The 16,954-nt window shown below is 58.7% G+C and carries 19 protein-coding genes and 1 riboswitch; of the genes, 10 read left to right on the top strand and 9 right to left on the bottom strand.

Annotated elements, in window-relative coordinates; translation table 11 throughout:
• Window positions 1–57 precede the first annotated feature (57 nt).
• Window positions 58–435 carry a fluoride efflux transporter CrcB gene (crcB, locus tag FS804_RS02525; RefSeq protein ID WP_063949001.1) on the bottom strand — a complete coding sequence of 126 codons (378 nt, stop codon included), beginning with the start codon at window positions 433–435 and terminating at the stop codon, window positions 58–60.
• Window positions 436–633: 198 nt separating this feature from the next.
• Between crcB and FS804_RS02530 the strand changes: the two genes are divergently transcribed.
• Both FS804_RS02530 and FS804_RS02535 read left to right on the top strand, forming a co-directional pair.
• A complete protein-coding gene (locus tag FS804_RS02530; RefSeq protein WP_144574409.1) occupies window positions 634–924 on the top strand; it encodes a hypothetical protein in 291 nt (96 codons plus the stop codon).
• Between the two features lie 119 nt (window positions 925–1,043).
• The gene (locus FS804_RS02535; protein WP_144574412.1) at window positions 1,044–1,472 is read left to right on the top strand and encodes a plastocyanin/azurin family copper-binding protein; all 429 of its coding nucleotides are present in this window, start codon (window positions 1,044–1,046) and stop codon (window positions 1,470–1,472) included.
• A gap of 61 nt (window positions 1,473–1,533) precedes the next feature.
• Here FS804_RS02535 and FS804_RS02540 read toward each other — a convergent pair whose 3' ends face one another.
• Window positions 1,534–2,520 (bottom strand): copper chaperone PCu(A)C, encoded by a 987-nt coding sequence (locus FS804_RS02540; protein WP_144574416.1) that lies wholly within the window; start codon window positions 2,518–2,520, stop codon window positions 1,534–1,536.
• An 84-nt stretch (window positions 2,521–2,604) separates the two neighbouring features.
• Window positions 2,605–2,982 carry a hypothetical protein gene (locus tag FS804_RS02545; RefSeq protein ID WP_077224756.1) on the bottom strand — a complete coding sequence of 126 codons (378 nt, stop codon included), beginning with the start codon at window positions 2,980–2,982 and terminating at the stop codon, window positions 2,605–2,607.
• A gap of 172 nt (window positions 2,983–3,154) precedes the next feature.
• Between FS804_RS02545 and FS804_RS02550 the strand changes: the two genes are divergently transcribed.
• The 5 genes from FS804_RS02550 to FS804_RS02570 all read left to right on the top strand — a co-directional run bounded on the left by FS804_RS02550 (window position 3,155) and on the right by FS804_RS02570 (window position 9,090).
• Window positions 3,155–3,340, top strand: a complete 186-nt coding sequence (locus FS804_RS02550) for a DUF3008 family protein (protein ID WP_063949006.1) — start codon at window positions 3,155–3,157, stop codon at window positions 3,338–3,340.
• A gap of 161 nt (window positions 3,341–3,501) precedes the next feature.
• A riboswitch (glycine riboswitch) is annotated at window positions 3,502–3,589 on the top strand.
• 151 nt (window positions 3,590–3,740) lie between these two features.
• The gene (gcvT, locus tag FS804_RS02555) at window positions 3,741–4,880 is read left to right on the top strand and encodes a glycine cleavage system aminomethyltransferase GcvT (protein ID WP_144574419.1); all 1,140 of its coding nucleotides are present in this window, start codon (window positions 3,741–3,743) and stop codon (window positions 4,878–4,880) included.
• A gap of 27 nt (window positions 4,881–4,907) precedes the next feature.
• Window positions 4,908–5,270, top strand: coding sequence for a glycine cleavage system protein GcvH (gene gcvH, locus FS804_RS02560; protein WP_144574422.1), 363 nt, complete (start codon window positions 4,908–4,910; stop codon window positions 5,268–5,270).
• A complete protein-coding gene (gene gcvP, locus FS804_RS02565; protein WP_144574426.1) occupies window positions 5,270–8,134 on the top strand; it encodes an aminomethyl-transferring glycine dehydrogenase in 2,865 nt (954 codons plus the stop codon). The genes gcvH and gcvP overlap by 1 nt, the downstream gene beginning before the upstream one ends.
• Before the next feature lie 152 nt (window positions 8,135–8,286).
• Window positions 8,287–9,090, top strand: a complete 804-nt coding sequence (locus FS804_RS02570) for an endonuclease/exonuclease/phosphatase family protein (protein WP_144574428.1) — start codon at window positions 8,287–8,289, stop codon at window positions 9,088–9,090.
• Window positions 9,091–9,114: 24 nt separating this feature from the next.
• Here FS804_RS02570 and FS804_RS02575 read toward each other — a convergent pair whose 3' ends face one another.
• Window positions 9,115–9,618, bottom strand: a complete 504-nt coding sequence (locus tag FS804_RS02575) for a hypothetical protein (protein WP_063949135.1) — start codon at window positions 9,616–9,618, stop codon at window positions 9,115–9,117.
• Window positions 9,619–9,809: 191 nt separating this feature from the next.
• Between FS804_RS02575 and FS804_RS02580 the strand changes: the two genes are divergently transcribed.
• The gene (locus tag FS804_RS02580; protein ID WP_144574431.1) at window positions 9,810–11,108 is read left to right on the top strand and encodes an MFS transporter; all 1,299 of its coding nucleotides are present in this window, start codon (window positions 9,810–9,812) and stop codon (window positions 11,106–11,108) included.
• A 51-nt stretch (window positions 11,109–11,159) separates the two neighbouring features.
• Here FS804_RS02580 and FS804_RS02585 read toward each other — a convergent pair whose 3' ends face one another.
• The 5 genes from FS804_RS02585 to cysG form a co-directional block, all read right to left on the bottom strand.
• A complete protein-coding gene (locus FS804_RS02585) occupies window positions 11,160–11,972 on the bottom strand; it encodes a ferredoxin--NADP reductase (RefSeq protein WP_144574433.1) in 813 nt (270 codons plus the stop codon).
• A gap of 146 nt (window positions 11,973–12,118) precedes the next feature.
• Window positions 12,119–12,625 (bottom strand): DUF934 domain-containing protein, encoded by a 507-nt coding sequence (locus tag FS804_RS02590; RefSeq protein ID WP_144574437.1) that lies wholly within the window; start codon window positions 12,623–12,625, stop codon window positions 12,119–12,121.
• 10 nt (window positions 12,626–12,635) lie between these two features.
• A complete protein-coding gene (locus FS804_RS02595) occupies window positions 12,636–14,306 on the bottom strand; it encodes a nitrite/sulfite reductase (RefSeq protein WP_144574439.1) in 1,671 nt (556 codons plus the stop codon).
• Window positions 14,307–14,314: 8 nt separating this feature from the next.
• Entirely contained in the window at window positions 14,315–14,629 is a 315-nt protein-coding gene (locus tag FS804_RS02600; RefSeq protein ID WP_063949014.1) for a DUF2849 domain-containing protein, read from the bottom strand.
• Window positions 14,622–16,085, bottom strand: coding sequence for a siroheme synthase CysG (gene cysG / locus FS804_RS02605; protein ID WP_144574442.1), 1,464 nt, complete (start codon window positions 16,083–16,085; stop codon window positions 14,622–14,624). Before cysG ends, FS804_RS02600 begins: the two co-directional genes overlap by 8 nt.
• Here cysG and FS804_RS24870 point away from each other — a divergent pair.
• On the top strand, window positions 16,085–16,324 hold the full coding sequence (locus FS804_RS24870) for a hypothetical protein (protein WP_186376637.1): 240 nt from the start codon (window positions 16,085–16,087) through the stop codon (window positions 16,322–16,324). The genes cysG and FS804_RS24870 overlap by 1 nt on opposite strands.
• Entirely contained in the window at window positions 16,321–16,935 is a 615-nt protein-coding gene (locus FS804_RS02610) for a deaminase (protein ID WP_371417804.1), read from the top strand. Before FS804_RS24870 ends, FS804_RS02610 begins: the two co-directional genes overlap by 4 nt.
• Window positions 16,936–16,954 lie beyond the last annotated feature (19 nt).

A 16,954-nucleotide genomic window follows, 5' to 3' on the forward strand; every position in this document is an offset into this window, starting at 1 on the left:
CAGTCTCTCTGTCTTGATCGCGCGCCCGCTGTTCGGCGCGCTGTTTGGATCAAGCCTTTAGAACAAGTTGCGGCCCAAGGCCAGCCCGGCGAAAACCGCGGCGATGGAAACGATGAGGCTCGCCAGCACGTAAACGATCGAAAGGCCCGTCGCACCACGCTCGAGGAGCGAGGCAGCGTCAAGCGCAAAGGACGAAAATGTCGTGAACCCGCCAAGGACACCGGTCACGAGAAACAGCCGCATCTCCATTGAAGCGTTCAGTCGTCGTGCCACGAGCTCGACCAACAGGCCGATCATGAACGAACCCACAACGTTGACCGCGAGCGTGCCCCAGGGAAAATTCGGCCCGGCCAGTCGCACGCTCCAGACGCCGACGAGATAACGGAAGACGGAACCGATTGCGCCGCCTGTCGCGACGAGGGCGATGTTGAGCATTGGTATCGTGTCTCCGGATTTGCGGACCGTTTCGTCCGGCGCAATTTCTAGATCATGGGGAAAGAATGCGAAACCCCTCGATGCCCGGCCCTTCCGTTAAAATACGATTAAATTCTCCGCCTCCGGTTTAGTCTTCCAACAAGAAGCAGATGCTAATGTTTGGTTTTTTAAGGGTCGGCCGCGATTGCCGGGGGTTGCATGACACAGGTCTTTTCCGTTTCTGCCAATACGGCCGCCTATGCGCTGGAAGCCGTAAAACCGTCTCAGCGCGCCCCGCGCAAAAGTGAAGTGGAAGAAGCCATTCACGACTTGGCGCGCAAGGCGGAGAGTGGAGACGATTTTCAATTGCGCGGTCTGATGACGGTGATCAAACCGCCGGCCCTGACGCTCTATTTTCTGACGGTTGCCAGCCAGCGCCAGGAACGGCAGGCGACGCTGGAACAGGCCCAGCAGGCATATGACGATAATAATGGAAATAAATCAATTTAAATTCAATAGCTTACCTTAATGACTGCATGTTTTTCCTGATATATGTCATTTCGATTTCACGCGTTCAGGTTGCTGTCAGTTGGAAATCCTAGTTCTCCAGCGTCAATTGGAGGACCGTCATGACATCAATGATCCGCTATGCAACTGCCCTCGCAGCAGTTCTGACAATGTCAGTACCCGCTTTCGCAGCCACGACAATCAAGGTGACAGAGGGTGGTGAAGGCGGCGGGCCGATGACGCTCGTGCTTGACCAGACCACCGTCAAGGCCGGCGATGCGGTTTTCCATGTGCACAACGATGCGATGAGCGAAGAGCACGAAATGATCCTCGTGAAGCTCAAGTCGGCCGACCAGAAAATTCCGCTCAACACCGCCAAACATCGCGTTGATGAAAAACAGTTGAAGAGCCTCGGAGAGGTTGCCGACCTCAAGCCGGGTGGTGATGGGCAGCTGAAAGCAAAGCTGACGCCTGGCAGTTACCTTCTCTTCTGCAATATCAAGGGTCACTACGAAGCAGGCATGCAGGCCAGGCTGACCGTTACAAAATAAGAATGGCCAAACAAATTTGGGCTGCCGGATGGTTACAGCGTTCCGGCAGCCCTTTTTATTGTCAGTTGTGCTGGTGCCCGCCCTTGTCGTCACCCCCCTTTGCGGAGCCGGTCGCCAACACCACGTCAACCTTTCCGGCCTTTTCAAAGACAAGGGTCACAGGCACCTTGTCACCTTCCGCGAACGGTTTTTTGACGTTGAAGAACATCATATGCAGGCCGCCGGGCGTCAGCTCGACGGTTTTTCCTGCGGGAATGACGATACCCTCTTCCAGCTTGCGCATTTTCATGACGTCGTTGACCATGGCCATCTCATGGATTTCCGCGCGGCCGGCCGCAGACGATTCGATGCCGATCAGCCTGTCGTCGGCATCGCCGGTGTTCTTGATCGTCACGTAACCGCCACCCACCGGCTGTCCCGGCAGCATGGCTTTGGTCGCGCCCCCAGACACTTCGAGGCCACCCGCCTTCACGACATCCGTGTCCATCGCCATGGCGGCGTGGTCGTGGCCGCCTGCATGATCGGACTTTGCGGTGACCTTGATGGTCGGCGCCGGGCTTTTCAGGGAATGCGGATCAACACGAGCGGCTGCGACCTCATCCCACGAGACCTTGCCCTTGTCGCCGCAAAGCTGGGTCACTTTGAACGCCAGGTCCTGCCCTGCTTCGATGCCGGAAATCTTACCCTGCACGGCGAAGGTGTCGTAGAACTCATCCGGCAGATCGCCACCCTTCCAGCGGATTTCAATGGGGCCGCTTTTGATCTCCTTGCCGTGGTTCGCATAGGTCTTCTGATAGTCGCCCTTGATGACCTCCAGCTGCCAGCCTGCCTTGGGCTGCGGCTTGGCGGAAATAAAGCCCTCAGGCAGTTTGATCTGAACCTCGGTGGTGGCGAGGCCGCCATCGCATCCATGCGGCACCTGAAGGGCGGCTACGACGGTGCTATCCTGCTCAGCCGAGCCGTCGACGAAGGTGGCGTGCGCAAAAGCCTGCGACGCCGAAATTGATGCGACGACGACGCCGCAGGCGATAATTTTGGTGTTGTTCATTTGCTTGTCCCTGCGACTGCGACCCCTCCGGGTCCACGCAGCCGCGTGCTTGCCGCAGAAGCGGCGATGATCCGAAAACGAAAATCAGGCGGACAGCGCTGGTGGGCCGCGCGCAGACTGTCTCTGGACCGTCAGGACAGGATGGAAATGCCACTCCGCCGACAGGCGATTGTCGAGCCAGGCGAATTCGGTCTTCAGCCAGCCATCCGTTTGCGGCACAGGCAGAAGAATTGATGATGCAAGCAGGCAGGCTTCGCAGAAGAGGATGGCATCACCTGAATGTGGGCCATCATTCTTGTGGGAACTGTTCAAACCATCGGCGTGGCCGAGGCAAATTTCCGCGAACGTACCATCCGGCAGTCTGTAGCTCTCATCGAGAACGACCGCGGGCGTCACGGCGAGCGCCGGTTTATGGGCAAAACCGAGCGACAGCATCAGCATCGCGCAGAAAATGCGAAGCATCTTCCCCTGTCCCCTCAGCTGTCCTGTTCGATCTGCACCCATGCTCAATGCGATAGCTCGCTTTGCCGACGATATCAAAGGGGAATTTTGACGCAGGGACAGAAGCAGATTGGGAACAATCAACTCGAGGCGACATTTTCTTTGCTTAACCAGTGCTCAAGGGAGATCCGCCATGCCAGCTAAATCGAAAGCCCAGCAGAAAGCCGCCGGTGCGGCTCTTTCTGCCAAGCGGGGTGAAACAAAGAAATCCAGTTTAAAAGGTGCTTCAAAAAGCATGGAGAAGTCTATGACGGAAAAGGAACTTGAGGATTTCGCTTCGACGAAACGCAAGGGGTTGCCGTCGAAGAAATCCGACTAGCGAGCCATCTCCACATCGGGCTTGTAAGGTGAGCTCAAAGAACGCCATAAGCAGAGCCAGTCGCAGCGCGGCCGATGGTGATGGCGCAGATGGAGCAAAAATCTGTTCAGATGCGTCATTTGGTCCTTGCCAATAGGCGGGCTTCGAAGATAATGAGCGTCGCATCACCGTTGGGAGAAACCGCTTTAATGCGGTGCCGAAGGAGCAACCGCCCCGGAAACTCTCAGGCAAAAGGACCAACGTTGACGACGGAACTCTGGAGAGAAGCCACCTTGATCTAAGGACGGCTCGCCGAAGGGATAACAATCTCAGGCGACAAGGACAGAGGGGGCTCTTGAACCGGCGCATCGCGCCATGACCTGAGCCCGCGCGTTAAGCCGCGCTACCCCTGGAGGCGTCCTTGGACGATACCGCCGCGCTGAAAACCACGCCGCTCCACTCGCTTCACATTTCGCTGGGCGCCCGCATGGTGCCGTTCGCCGGTTACGACATGCCCGTCCAATATCCTGCAGGCGTGATGAAGGAGCATCTTCAGACACGCACTTCGGCCGGTCTCTTCGATGTGTCTCACATGGGACAGGTCATCGTTAAGGCGAAGTCCGGCAACAATTCGGATGCTGCCCTCGCGCTGGAAAAGCTGGTGCCGGTCGATATCCTCGGCCTCAAGGAAGGGCGCCAGCGCTATGGCTTCTTCACAGACGAAAACGGCTGCATTCTGGACGATCTGATGATCACCAATCGCGGCGATCATCTTTTCGTCGTCGTCAACGCCGCCTGCAAGGATGCCGATCTCGCCCATATGAAGGCGCATCTTTCCGAGGTGTGCGAGATCACGCTGCTGGAAGACCGCGCCCTGATCGCGCTGCAAGGCCCGCGATCCGAGGCCGTGCTGGCCGAATTGTGGGCTGGCGTTTCCGCCATGAAGTTCATGGATGTGCAGGAAGTGCCGCTGCACGATGTTCCCTGCATCGTCTCGCGTTCCGGTTATTCCGGTGAGGATGGCTTTGAAATCTCCGTACCATCAGATAAGGCCGAAGAGATCGCCAAGGCCTTGCTTGAACACCCCGATTGCGAACCTATCGGTCTTGGCGCGCGCGACAGCCTGCGGCTGGAGGCCGGTCTTTGTCTCTACGGCAACGATATCGACACGACCACCTCGCCCATCGAGGCTTCGCTGGAGTGGGCGATCCAGAAGGCGCGCCGCACCGGCGGCGAGCGTGAAGGCGGTTTCCCGGGCGCGGAACGCATTCTCGGCGAGCTCAAAGACGGCACATCCCGGCGCCGCGTCGGTCTGAAGCCCGAAGGCAAGGCGCCGGTTCGCGGCCATTCGAAGCTTTTTGCGGATGCAGACGGCAAGACTGAAATCGGTGAAGTAACGTCGGGCGGCTTCGGTCCTTCGGTCGAAGGTCCCGTGGCCCAGGGCTATGTGCCCGTTTCCCACGCTGCTGCCGGAACGGTGATCTTCGCGGAAGTGCGCGGCAAGTATCTGCCCGTCACCGTCGCTGCCCTGCCCTTCATCACGCCCACCTATAAACGCTAATTTCATCCCATTTCCGGAGAGAACACGATGCTGAAATTTACCGCAGAACACGAATGGCTGAAGTTTGAAGGCGATGTCGCCACCGTTGGCATTACCAGCCACGCCGCTGAACAGCTCGGCGATCTCGTTTTTGTCGAATTGCCGGAAGTGGGCGCAACCTTTGCCAAGGATGGCGACGCCGCGACCGTCGAATCCGTCAAGGCAGCGTCGGACGTTTATTGTCCGCTGGATGGAGAAGTGGTCGAAATCAACCAGGCGATCGTTGATGATCCGTCATTGGTCAATTCCGACCCGCAGGGCGCTGGCTGGTTCTTCAAGCTGAAGCTCTCCAATCCGGCCGACGCCGAGACGCTGCTCGATGAAGCAGCCTACAAGGAGCTGATCGCGTAATGACGACGCCCACCGAGTTTCATTTTACCGATTATCAGCCCTATGACTTCGCCAACCGGCGGCACATCGGGCCGTCGCCCTCGGAAATGGCCGAGATGCTGAAGGTCGTTGGCTATAAGAGCCTTGATGACCTTATCGACGCCACCGTTCCCTCCTCCATCCGCCAGAAGGTGCCGCTCACCTGGGGTGCTGCGCTGACCGAACGCGAGGCGCTGGACCGTCTTCGCGAAACGGCCAACAAGAACCAGGTCCTGACCTCGCTGATCGGCCAGGGCTATTATGGCACCATCACGCCGCCGGTCATCCAGCGCAACATTTTGGAAAACCCGGCTTGGTACACGGCTTATACGCCCTACCAGCCGGAAATCAGCCAGGGCCGGCTTGAGGCGCTGCTGAACTACCAGACCATGGTCTGCGATCTGACCGGCCTCGACGTCGCCAACGCATCGCTTCTGGATGAAGCCACTGCTGCCGCCGAAGCCATGGCCATGTGCCAGCGCGTCGCGAAATCGAAGGCGAACGCCTTTTTCGTTGATGCCAATTGCCACCCGCAGACCGTTGCGCTTATCGAGACCCGTGCGGCTCCGCTCGGATGGAAGGTGATCGTCGGCAACCCCTTCACCGATCTCGATCCGGTCGACGTCTTTGGCGCGATCTTCCAGTACCCGGGCACCCACGGCCATGTCAGCGATTTCTCCGGCCTGATTTCCCGCCTGCACCAGACGGGCGCGATTGCGGCCGTCGCCGCCGATCTGCTTGCGCTGACGCTGCTGAAATCTCCTGGCGAAATGGGCGCTGACATCGCCATCGGCACCTCGCAACGTTTTGGCGTTCCGGTCGGCTACGGTGGACCGCACGCGGCTTACATGGCCGTCAACGATGCGCATAAGCGCTCCATGCCCGGCCGCCTGGTCGGCGTGTCCGTCGATGCGCGCGGCAACCGCGCCTATCGCCTGTCGCTACAGACCCGCGAGCAGCATATCCGCCGCGAAAAGGCGACGTCGAACATCTGCACGGCGCAGGTCCTGCTCGCCGTCATGGCCTCGATGTATGGCGTCTTCCACGGTCCGCAGGGCATCAAGGCGATTGCCCAGCAGACCCACCAGAAGGCCGTTCTGATGGCCAAGGGCTTGGAAAAGCTCGGCTATACCATTGAGCCGGAGACTTTCTTCGACACGATCACCGTCGAAGTCGGCCATATGCAGGGCGTCATCCTGCGCTCTGCCGTTGCGGAAGGCGTGAACCTGCGCAAGGTCGGCGCGACCAAGATCGGCATGAGCCTTGACGAGCGCACGCGCCCGGCGACGCTGGAAGCCGTGTGGCGCGCTTTCGGCGGTAATTTCTCGATCTCGGACTTCACGCCGGACTATCGGTTGCCGAAGGAACTGCTGCGCACCAGCGAGTACATGACGCATCCGATCTTCCATATGAACCGTGCCGAAAGCGAGATGACCCGTTACATCCGCCGTCTTTCGGACCGTGATCTGGCGCTCGACCGCTCGATGATCCCGCTCGGTTCCTGCACCATGAAACTGAACGCCACGGCTGAAATGCTGCCGATCACCTGGCCGGAATTTTCCGACATCCATCCCTTCGCGCCCGCCAATCAGGCGCTCGGTTACAAGGAGATGATCGATGATCTCTCGGAAAAACTGTGCTCGGTCACCGGCTACGACGCCTTCAACATGCAGCCGAATTCCGGCGCGCAGGGCGAATATGCGGGTCTTCTGACGATCCGGAACTATCACCTCGCCAACGGCGATACTCATCGTGATGTCTGCCTCATCCCGACGTCCGCGCATGGCACCAACCCTGCCTCGGCGCAGATGGTCGGCATGAAAGTGGTGCCAGTGAAGGTGCGAGACAACGGTGACATCGACATCGATGATTTCCGCGCGAAAGCAAAGCAGTACACCGAAAACCTCGCGTGCTGCATGATTACCTATCCGTCTACCCACGGCGTGTTCGAGGAAACGGTTCGCGAGATCTGCGAGATCACCCATGAGCACGGCGGTCAGGTCTATCTCGATGGCGCCAACATGAACGCCATGGTCGGCCTCGCCCGCCCCGGCGATATCGGCTCCGACGTTTCCCACCTTAACCTGCACAAGACCTTCTGCATTCCGCATGGCGGCGGTGGTCCTGGCATGGGGCCGATCGGCGTCAAGGCTCATCTTGCTCCTTACCTGCCCGGCCATCCAGCGACGGATGGTCGCGAGGGTGCGGTGTCTGCCGCCCCGTTCGGTTCGCCCTCCATTCTGCCGATCTCATGGAGCTACTGCCTGATGATGGGCGGCGAAGGGCTGACGCAGGCAACCAAAGTCGCGATCCTCAACGCCAATTACATCGCCGAGAGGCTGAAGGGCGCTTACGACGTACTCTACAAGTCCGAAACGGGACGTGTGGCGCATGAGTGCATCATCGACACCCGACCGCTCGCAGACAGCTGCGGCGTGACCGTCGATGATGTTGCCAAACGCCTGATCGACTGCGGTTTCCATGCACCGACTATGAGCTGGCCGGTTGCCGGCACGCTGATGATCGAGCCGACGGAATCTGAAACCAAGGCGGAAATCGACCGTTTCTGCGATGCGATGCTGGCGATCCGTGAGGAAGCCCGCGACATCGAGGAAGGTCGCGCGGACAAGACCAACAATCCGCTGAAGAATGCACCGCACACGGTGGAAGACCTCGTTGGCGAGTGGGATCGTCCCTACAGCCGTGAGAAAGGCTGCTTCCCGCCCGGCGCATTCCGCATCGACAAATACTGGTCACCGGTCAACCGCATCGACAATGTCTATGGTGACCGAAACCTCATCTGCACCTGCCCGCCGATGGAGGCATATGCTGAAGCGGCCGAATAGGAGATAGGTGCAAACAACATGCGAAGGCCCGGAGCGATCCGGGCCTCTTTTTTTGCGCTCAGGATTCGCATGGGTGTTCCAGCTTTCTCGCGGTTGATCATGGCTCGGCCCGTGTTAAACAGAATGGGTATTCGAGCCGGGACGGAGGGGGAATGCGTCTGATTTGCCTGAATGGTTGGGGCGGCAAGCTTCACGATGAGCTCATTCCCTACATCACGTCATCCGACCCTGATATTCTTTGCCTGCAAGAGGTTGTGCACACGCCGGAAGCCAAGCGCGAATGGTTGAATTACCGCGACCATGGCACCGAGCTGCCGCAAAGGGCAAATTTCTTCCGGGACGTCATGGACGCCCTGCCCGACCATGTCGCGATATTCTGCCCGGCCGCGCGGGGGGACCTCTGGGATGGCGATACGCGGTATGATTCCCAATGGGGGCTGGCGACTTTTGTGCGCAGATCCTTCGCGGTCGTCGCACAGTCGCAGGGTTTCGTTCACGGAGCCTTTTCGGCGAACGGATATGGTGAGCACCCACGCTCGCGAACAGGCCACGCCGTCAGGATTTTCGATTTTGCAACGGGTCAGCCTGCCGTCATCGCCCACATGCATGGGCTGCGTGATCTCGCCGGAAAACATGACACTCCCGCTCGGCTGGAGCAGGCTAAAAATCTCGTTAAGCTCGTCAGGAATGTTGCGGAAGAAGGCGATCGGATAATCGTTTGCGGCGACTTCAATGTGCTTCCTGACAGCGAGACGTTCGAAGTGCTAAGCGACCTTGATCTGGTCGAGCTCGTGACCGGTAGAGGGTTCACCGATACGAGAACGTCGCTGTATCCCAAGCCGAACAGATATGCGGACTATCTTCTGGTCAATCCAGCTGTGACGGTCGATCGTTTCGACGTGGTGAGAGAGCCGGAGGTCTCCGACCACTGCCCCTTACTGCTCGAGTTCAGCTAAGCGCGGTTGCTGGGGTAGATCCAATCACCGAACCAGTCTGATGTCACTCGTCACCACGGTCTTCCCGGTCTTGCCGTCCTTGTCGGTCGTGCGCAGCCTCAACCCGTTCGCGCCGACCTTTTCTATTGTCATGGCGGCAACGCGGTCGCCGTTGATGTCGCGGTTCCAGCGTACGGTGAGATTGATGGCATTGCCACGCCGGTTTCCAGAGAGGGCGGAGGGACGACCGGAGGGCCCCGTGTAGCTTCCGCTATAGCTCGCGCCACTGGCGGTGAGGTTGGCGGCGATTGCACGTTTCACAACCAGAAGACCGCGACACGTTCCGGCCATCTGCAACGCAGAGCGTTGGGCGTTGGAGTTCAATGTGCAGTCGACGTTAATGGCGGGCGCACCGATCCGAGTAATAACCGTCCCTTTCCCCTTCCAGGTGCCTTTGAGCGAGGAAAGGAATGCGCTTTCGTCAGCGTAAGCCGGTTGTACTGCAAGCATGCCGGTCAGCGACAATAGAAATGCAAGCGAAGCTTTCATGGCAACCATCCATATTGTTGACGAATGCCAACTCGCAGAGCAACGGAAATGTTCCTGAGGATATGCTTGTTTTAAAAAAGAAGTGGACGGACATTTTTTTGTTTGCAAGTGCAACTATTTCCGAAGAGAGATGTTTCACGCGAACCTTACCAAACACGCTTTCAACACATCATACCTTCGGAGCGATTATCATGACGGCCATCGGTGTTACCGCTCCGCAGACTTCGTCGGGCCTGCCTTCGGGTGATAGGCCAAGGAGCGGCGGAATATCGGACAAGACGCTGTTTGCGCTCGCCGCGCTCAATTTCTTTCTTGCCGACGCCCGGGATGGTCTTGGACCGTTTCTGGACGCGTTCCTGGCAACCAAAGGCTGGTCTTCCCTGTCGCTCGGATTGATCGCTACCGTGGGCGGCCTCGTTGGCCTGCTCGCCACGCCACTCTGCGGCGCATTGGTGGACGGCACGACATGGAAGCGCACGCTGATCGCAATCCCTGTCGTTCTGGTGACCATCGGCGCCCTGATTACGCTGATCTTTCCGGATGTGTGGATTGTCTGGACGGGGCAAATCATGACTGCCGTCGTCGGAGCGGTTGTCGGTCCGGCGCTCGCCGGCCTCACCCTGGGGCTCGTCGGCGAACGGCTTTTCTCTCACCAGATTTCAAGAAATGAGTTCTGGAACCATGGCGGCAATTTCGCTTCGCTTTTCGCGACCTATGTCGTCGTCACCTTTTTCGGTTTGAACGGCATCATCGGCCTGATGCTGTTGACCGCAGCCGGTGCGCTGGTCGCAACGGCCGCGATCGACCCCGCCCGGATAGACCACAAGGTGGCGCGCGGCCTTGGCGAGGACAAGGGCGAACCCGGCCCTTCCGGTATCAACGTGTTGTTGCACGAACGCGGGCTGATCTTCCTTGCCATCATCCTCCTCGTCTTCCACTTCGGCAACGCACCGATGGGCCGTTTGATTGCGCAGGATTTCGCCATCGAGCTGCAGACGCCCTTCCGCACCACCGCCATCATTACCGGTGTCGCGCAGTTCGCGATGATCTTCGTCGCCGCCATGGCGCCATGGCTGATCCGGCGCTTCGGCCTTTCGACCGTCTTCCTCATTGCGCTTGCCGCCCTGCCCGTGCGCGGCGTCCTTGCCGCTGCCTTTACGGATTTCTGGGTCATCTTTCCGGTGCAGTTTCTTGATGGTGTGGGCGCCGGGCTTCTCGGTATCGTCACGCCCGTTGCGGTGGAAAGGATCCTTAAGGGGACCGGCCGCTTCAACGTTGGTCTCGCCAGCGTCATGATGGTTCAGGGCGTCGGCGCATCATTCAGCAATGTCGTTGCGGGATGGTTGGTCACGAAGGGCGGCTATTCGTTGTCTCACTTGGTCGGTGGCGGCATTGCCGCGATCGCCATTGGTCTCTTCCTGGTCTATCGCCACGACATCGCGCCGAAACAAAATGACGATACCCCGTCCCATGAGCCGGACAAGGCTTAAGAAACAAAAAAGAGGCCTGACGGCCTCCTGAAATTTTCGATGTGCCTGCGATCAGCCGACAAACGCACGTTCGATGACGAATTCGGCAGGCTTGTTATTGGCGCCTTCGGTCAGACCGGCTTTTTCAAGCAGTTCCTTGGTGTCCTTCAGCATGGCGGACGACCCGCAGATCATGCCACGGTCAATCGCGGGGTCGAGGGCGGGTACGCCGAGATCGGCAAACAGCTTGCCATTCTCGATCAGCGTCGTGATGCGGCCCTTGAACGGGTATTCTTCGCGGGTAACGGTCGCATAGTGCTTCAACTTGTCGCCAACGATGTCGTTCAGGAATTCGTGGTTGCGGATTTCCTCAACGAGATCGAAGCCGTATTTAAGTTCAGCAACATCGCGGCAGGTGTGTGTGAGAATGACTTCTTCGAACTTCTCGTAGGTATCCGGATCACGGATAAGGCTCGCAAAAGGCGCGATGCCCGTACCGGTCGAGAACATGTAAAGCCGTCTGCCTGGAGTCAGCGCATCCAGAACCAGCGTGCCTGTGGGCTTCTTGCGCATCAAGACCGTGTCACCCGGCTTGATCGCCTGCAGATGCGACGTCAGCGGACCATCGGGAACCTTGATCGAGAAAAACTCGAGTTCCTCATCCCAGGCCGGGCTTGCAATCGAATAGGCGCGATAAATCGGCTTGTCGCCAACCATCAGGCCGATCATGGCAAATTCACCGGATCGGAAACGAAAACCGGCAGGGCGCGTCATGCGGAAGCGGAACAGGTGGTCGGTATAGTGCTCAACCGACAAAACCGTCTCGGCGTAAACACCGTCAGGTATCTTGATCGCGAAATCTTCCGTCTTGGCTGGCGCGTTCATTTCAGGTTCCGTCCGTTCCTATTCGATGCGACATTCTCCGACCGGGCAATTATACCATTTTCGCCTCGGTTTGAAGGTATGAGAATATCAATACTGCCATGTCCGTAGGAAATATGTATCACATACTCATATTTCCAGGCGCCGTGTCATGAAGACGCACGGCGTCTCCAGCTATAGGTCTCACCACCCGCAGCAGGCTTGGCCGTCGGCTGGTAATAGACCGGTATTTCCGGCAGGCGGTTTTCGGACAGACGGCGAAGCGCCGTGCCGTTCGTGACTGCAAAGCTGGTAAAGCCTGTGCGCAGCATCAACGGCACCTGATCGATCAGCACGTCGCCAACCGCCCTCACCTCGCCTGCAAAACCGAGGCGACTGCGCAGCAACGAAGCGTGGCTGAAACCACGGCCGTCATTGAAGGCGGGAAAGCTGATGGCAACCAGGTCGAGACGGTCGAGATAGGGCGCTAGCTTGAGAACATCGTCGGCAGGCGTGATGAGCACGCCGAGGCCAATGTCATTGCTTTCAGCCGCCCGAACCAGAAAATCGGCAAGCGGCAGCACCGGCTTCTGGTCCGCCGTCGCTTTCACTTCTTCAGTTTCGATTACCCACGGATCATTTTCCACGAAGCCGTCGCGGTTCCAGATTTTCGTCATAAAGTTCTCCTCAGGCGGCTTCGGCAGCGGAACCGTAGAGCGCGTCCTTGAACGGCTGGGGTCCGACACGGCGATAGGCTTCGAGGAAGCTCTCTTCCCTCGAAAGGCGCAGGCCCAGATAGGTATCGACGATGGTTTCCACCGCGTCTGTCACCTTTTCCGGTTCGAAACCACGGCCGATGATCTCACCGATCGAGGTGTTTTCGTCGCCCGATCCGCCAAGCGTGATCTGGTAGAGCTCCGCACCCTTTTTCTCCACACCCAGGAGGCCGATATGACCGACATGGTGGTGGCCACAGGCATTGATGCAGCCGGAAATCTTGATCTTCAGCTCGCCGATTTCCGCCTGACGCTCGGGCGCACCGAAGCGGGTGGAAATTTCCTGCGCCACCGGAATGGAGCGCGCGTTGGCAAGCGCGCAATAGTCCAGCCCGGGACAGGCAATGATATCGGTGATGAGTCCGGCATTGGCTGTTGCGAGCCCTGCACCCACAAGCGCGCGATAGACCGGCTCAAGGTCGGCCAGCGCAACATGCGGCAGGATGATATTCTGCTCATGGCTGATGCGGATTTCATCAAAGGCATATTCGGCGGCAATATCGGCGACCAATTCCATCTGCTCGTCCGTTGCATCGCCCGGAATGCCGCCGATCGGCTTCAGCGAAATCGTCACCATGCCGTAGTCGGGATGCTTGTGCGGCGCGACGTTCTGCTCGACGAACCGGGCGAACCCCTCATCAGCACGCTTCCAGCGCGCCAGGCTTTCCCAGCCCTCGGGCCGGTCCTTGAGCGCCGGCGGCGCAAAATAGGCGGTGATCGCCGCGATATCGGCATCAGGCAGCTTCAGTTCCGTGTTTTTCAGCTCAGCAAATTCGACTTCGACCTGCCGCGAAAGCTCCTCCACGCCTGTCTCATGCACGAGAATCTTGATGCGCGCCTTATACTTATTGTCGCGGCGGCCGTGGAGGTTGTAAACGCGCATGATCGCCGTGGTGTAGGACAGGAGGTCCTCTTCCGGCAGGAAATCACGGATTTTCTTGGCGATCATCGGAGTGCGGCCCTGCCCGCCACCGACATAAACGGCAAAACCGATCTCGCCCTTGTCGTTCTTTTTCAGGTGAAGGCCGATATCGTGAACCTGAATGGCGGCACGGTCGCGTTCGGCGCCCGTGACAGCGATCTTGAACTTGCGCGGCAGGAATGAGAACTCCGGGTGTACGGAGGACCATTGCCTGAGAATTTCGGCATAGGGCCGCGGGTCAGCCACCTCATCTGCCGCAGCACCGGCGAAATGATCGGCAGTCACGTTGCGAATGCAGTTGCCTGATGTCTGGAGCGCGTGCATTTCGACGCTTGCGAGCTCGGACAGAATGTCGGGCGTGTCCGAAAGGCGAGGCCAGTTATACTGGATGTTCTGACGCGTGGTGAAATGGCCGTATCCCCGGTCGTATTTGCGGGCGATATGGGCCAGCATCCGCATCTGCTTCGAATTCAGCGTCCCGTATGGGATGGCGACGCGCAGCATATAAGCATGCAACTGAAGATAAACACCGTTCATCAGGCGCAGCGGCTTGAATGCGTCCTCGGCCAGCTCGCCGGAAAGGCGGCGCTCGACCTGATCGCGAAACTGTGCCACGCGGCCTTCAACAAATGCGTGATCGAACTCGTCGTAACGGTACATATTCTTCCTCAGACTGCGATAAAGGCTGCATCGGCCGGCTTGTAACCGGCAGCATAGTGCATGGTCGGGCCAGCGGCGCGAATACGCTCACGAAGACGCGTCGGCCACAGCTGTCCCTTCTCCTCGACAACATCGATGATGTTCACGTCAACGACCTTGTTGGCAGAAAAGTCGCGTTTGCCGATCTCCTCGAGCGAAGCAACGGCTTCGGCATGGCGCGCAACCAGCGCGTCCTGCAGCTTCTCGGTCCATTCGCCATTGGCATCCAGCCAGACAGCGATGCCATCGCTCAGGCGGTTGGCGGTCAAAACCTTGTCAGCCATTCACATACTCCCGTTTCAAGTCCCCCGGCGCTCCTGAAAGAGCAAGCGATTCGGACTTCTCAAAATTTGCGCCAGCAACCGCATCACCAATAATGACCATGACAGGGCCGGTCATTTCATCGCGATGTTCAAGGTCGGGCAGATCGTTCAACGTGCCGTGCAGCAGGCGGCGGTCCGCGCGGCTGGCATTTTCGATGACGGCAACAGTCGTTTCAACGGCGAGACCTGCGTCCATCAACCGCTTGGCCACCGAGGCAGCGACGCTGCGGCCCATGTAGACGGCGATCGTCGCGCCGGAGACTGCAAGACGCGCCCAATCCGGCAGAACGTCGCCCGCCAGATCATGGCCTGTGGTAAAGATGAGTGACGATGCAACGCCGCGCAAGGTCAGAGGCAACTCAAAGTCCGCAGCCGCGGCAAATGCCGATGTGATGCCGGGGACGATCTCATAAGCGATGCCCGCGTCGCGAAGCGCCGCCATTTCCTCACCCGCCCTGCCATAGACCAGCGGATCGCCGGATTTCAGACGCACGACGCGCATGCCTTGCCTGCCGAGACGGACCAGCAGGCGGTTGATGTCGTCCTGCGACTTGCTGTGACAGCCTTTTCGCTTGCCGACGGAAAGCCGCTCGGCATCGCGGCGGCCCATATCGACAATCGCCTGCGGGACCAGGGCATCATAAACGATCACATCGGCTTCCATCAGAACGCGCTGCGCGCGCAATGTCACCAAATCTTCCGCGCCCGGTCCAGCACCGACAAGCCAGACACGTCCCTCCGCCTTTTCCGGCGCATCGAGAAGCTGCTCGACCGCTTGATGCGCGGTAAGCGTGTCGCCATTCGCCACCGCATCTGCGACAGCGCCCGAGAAAAACCGCCGCCAGAAATTACGGCGCAACGCGCCCTTCGGCACATTGTTTTCCGCGGCATCACGGTAGTGCACCGCAAGTCGCGCGAGTTTGCCGAGCGACGGAGACAACATCTGGTCGACACGGGCGCGGATCATCTGAGCGAGAACAGGTCCGGCGCCTTCCGTCCCGATAGCGACAGCGACCGGCGCGCGCGTCACGAGGGCTGGCGTGAAGAAATCGCAAAACTCAGGCTGGTCCACGGCATTGGCGGGTATTTTGCGCGCGCGCGCCGCCACAACGATGTCGCGATCCAGGCGCTCGTCACCGGTTGCAGCAAAAACCAGCGTTGCGCCGTCGAGCAGCTTTTCGGCAAATGCGAGGGCCCGATGGTCGATACTGTTGTCAGCGAGATATCGGGCGAAATTGTCATCCGGTTCGTCGGCGTAGGCAATGATATGCGCATTGGTGTTCGAAAGAAGTCTGACCTTTGCGAAAGCCTCGTCACCATTGCCGAAAACGGCGACCTGCCGTCCCTCAACCCGGAAAAATGCGGGGAAGGTCGAAAGGCGGTCGCCAGCAGCGGAGAAATCATGTTCTGTATGCATTGGACATATATCCCGCATCGGCGCGCATTGGTGAAGAAACAGAAATTCAAGCCCTTCCGGTGGCTGGATTTTTATTTCTCGAACACCCCAGTTTTGGAGGAAAACCAACCGGCGTTGCGTTTTCGCCCTATTGGCTCGTGCCACGGAAGTCGGAATCCCTTGACAAAAACGCGGATGCGCCGAACAAGGAGCAGCAGCAAGCAGCAGACGTCTCCCAAGCAGACACCGCCTTTTCATGAAGGCGGAACGAAGGATCAGACCCTTGACCAACCAGCCACTCGCCGCCCGCCTTCTCGATGTCATCGAACACGATATTCTGCCCTTGACGGCACGCGGCGTCAGCCTTGGAAACAAGGTCTTCGGTGCGGCGATCCTGCGCAAATCGGACCTTTCACTGGTGGTCGCCGAGACCAATAACGAGCTTGAAAACCCGCTTTGGCACGGCGAGGTCCACACGCTGAAACGGTTCTACGAGTTGGGCGAAAAGCTCAACACCAGGGACCTGATCTTTCTGTCGACGCATGAACCCTGCACCATGTGCATGTCCGCCATCACCTGGGCCGGATTCGACAACTTTTATTCTTTCTTCAGCCATGAGGATTCCCGCGACGCCTTCGCGATTCCGCATGATCTTAAAATCCTGAAGGAGGTCTTCGGGCTGGAGCCGGGTGGATATCGCCGAAACAATGCTTTCTGGAATTCGTTTTTCATCGCCGATCTGGTGGAGGGTGAGGAAGACCCGCTGCGCACGACGCTGAAGGCGCAGACTGCCCGCATCAAGGCTGCTTACGACGACCTGTCGAACAGCTACCAGTCCTCAAAAAGCGGCAATGATATTCCGCTGAACTGATAAGCATGAAGGTGTGAGA

This window comes from Agrobacterium sp. DE0009, assembly GCF_007680755.1.
Taxonomy (GTDB): domain Bacteria; phylum Pseudomonadota; class Alphaproteobacteria; order Rhizobiales; family Rhizobiaceae; genus Agrobacterium; species Agrobacterium tumefaciens_B.

Bases quoted from the DNA above. Each gene is read 5' to 3' on its own strand.
- crcB (WP_063949001.1), bottom strand. From the start codon at position 435: ATGCTCAACATCGCCCTCGTCGCGACAGGCGGCGCAATCGGTTCCGTC.
- FS804_RS02530 (WP_144574409.1), top strand. From the start codon at position 634: ATGACACAGGTCTTTTCCGTTTCTGCCAATACGGCCGCCTATGCGCTG.
- FS804_RS02535 (WP_144574412.1), top strand. From the start codon at position 1,044: ATGACATCAATGATCCGCTATGCAACTGCCCTCGCAGCAGTTCTGACA.
- FS804_RS02540 (WP_144574416.1), bottom strand. From the start codon at position 2,520: ATGAACAACACCAAAATTATCGCCTGCGGCGTCGTCGTCGCATCAATT.
- FS804_RS02545 (WP_077224756.1), bottom strand. From the start codon at position 2,982: ATGCTTCGCATTTTCTGCGCGATGCTGATGCTGTCGCTCGGTTTTGCC.
- FS804_RS02550 (WP_063949006.1), top strand. From the start codon at position 3,155: ATGCCAGCTAAATCGAAAGCCCAGCAGAAAGCCGCCGGTGCGGCTCTT.
- gcvH (WP_144574422.1), top strand. From the start codon at position 4,908: ATGCTGAAATTTACCGCAGAACACGAATGGCTGAAGTTTGAAGGCGAT.
- gcvP (WP_144574426.1), top strand. From the start codon at position 5,270: ATGACGACGCCCACCGAGTTTCATTTTACCGATTATCAGCCCTATGAC.
- FS804_RS02570 (WP_144574428.1), top strand. From the start codon at position 8,287: ATGCGTCTGATTTGCCTGAATGGTTGGGGCGGCAAGCTTCACGATGAG.
- FS804_RS02575 (WP_063949135.1), bottom strand. From the start codon at position 9,618: ATGAAAGCTTCGCTTGCATTTCTATTGTCGCTGACCGGCATGCTTGCA.
- FS804_RS02580 (WP_144574431.1), top strand. From the start codon at position 9,810: ATGACGGCCATCGGTGTTACCGCTCCGCAGACTTCGTCGGGCCTGCCT.
- FS804_RS02585 (WP_144574433.1), bottom strand. From the start codon at position 11,972: ATGAACGCGCCAGCCAAGACGGAAGATTTCGCGATCAAGATACCTGAC.
- FS804_RS02590 (WP_144574437.1), bottom strand. From the start codon at position 12,625: ATGACGAAAATCTGGAACCGCGACGGCTTCGTGGAAAATGATCCGTGG.
- FS804_RS02595 (WP_144574439.1), bottom strand. From the start codon at position 14,306: ATGTACCGTTACGACGAGTTCGATCACGCATTTGTTGAAGGCCGCGTG.
- FS804_RS02600 (WP_063949014.1), bottom strand. From the start codon at position 14,629: ATGGCTGACAAGGTTTTGACCGCCAACCGCCTGAGCGATGGCATCGCT.
- cysG (WP_144574442.1), bottom strand. From the start codon at position 16,085: ATGCATACAGAACATGATTTCTCCGCTGCTGGCGACCGCCTTTCGACC.
- FS804_RS02610 (WP_371417804.1), top strand. From the start codon at position 16,321: ATGAAGGCGGAACGAAGGATCAGACCCTTGACCAACCAGCCACTCGCC.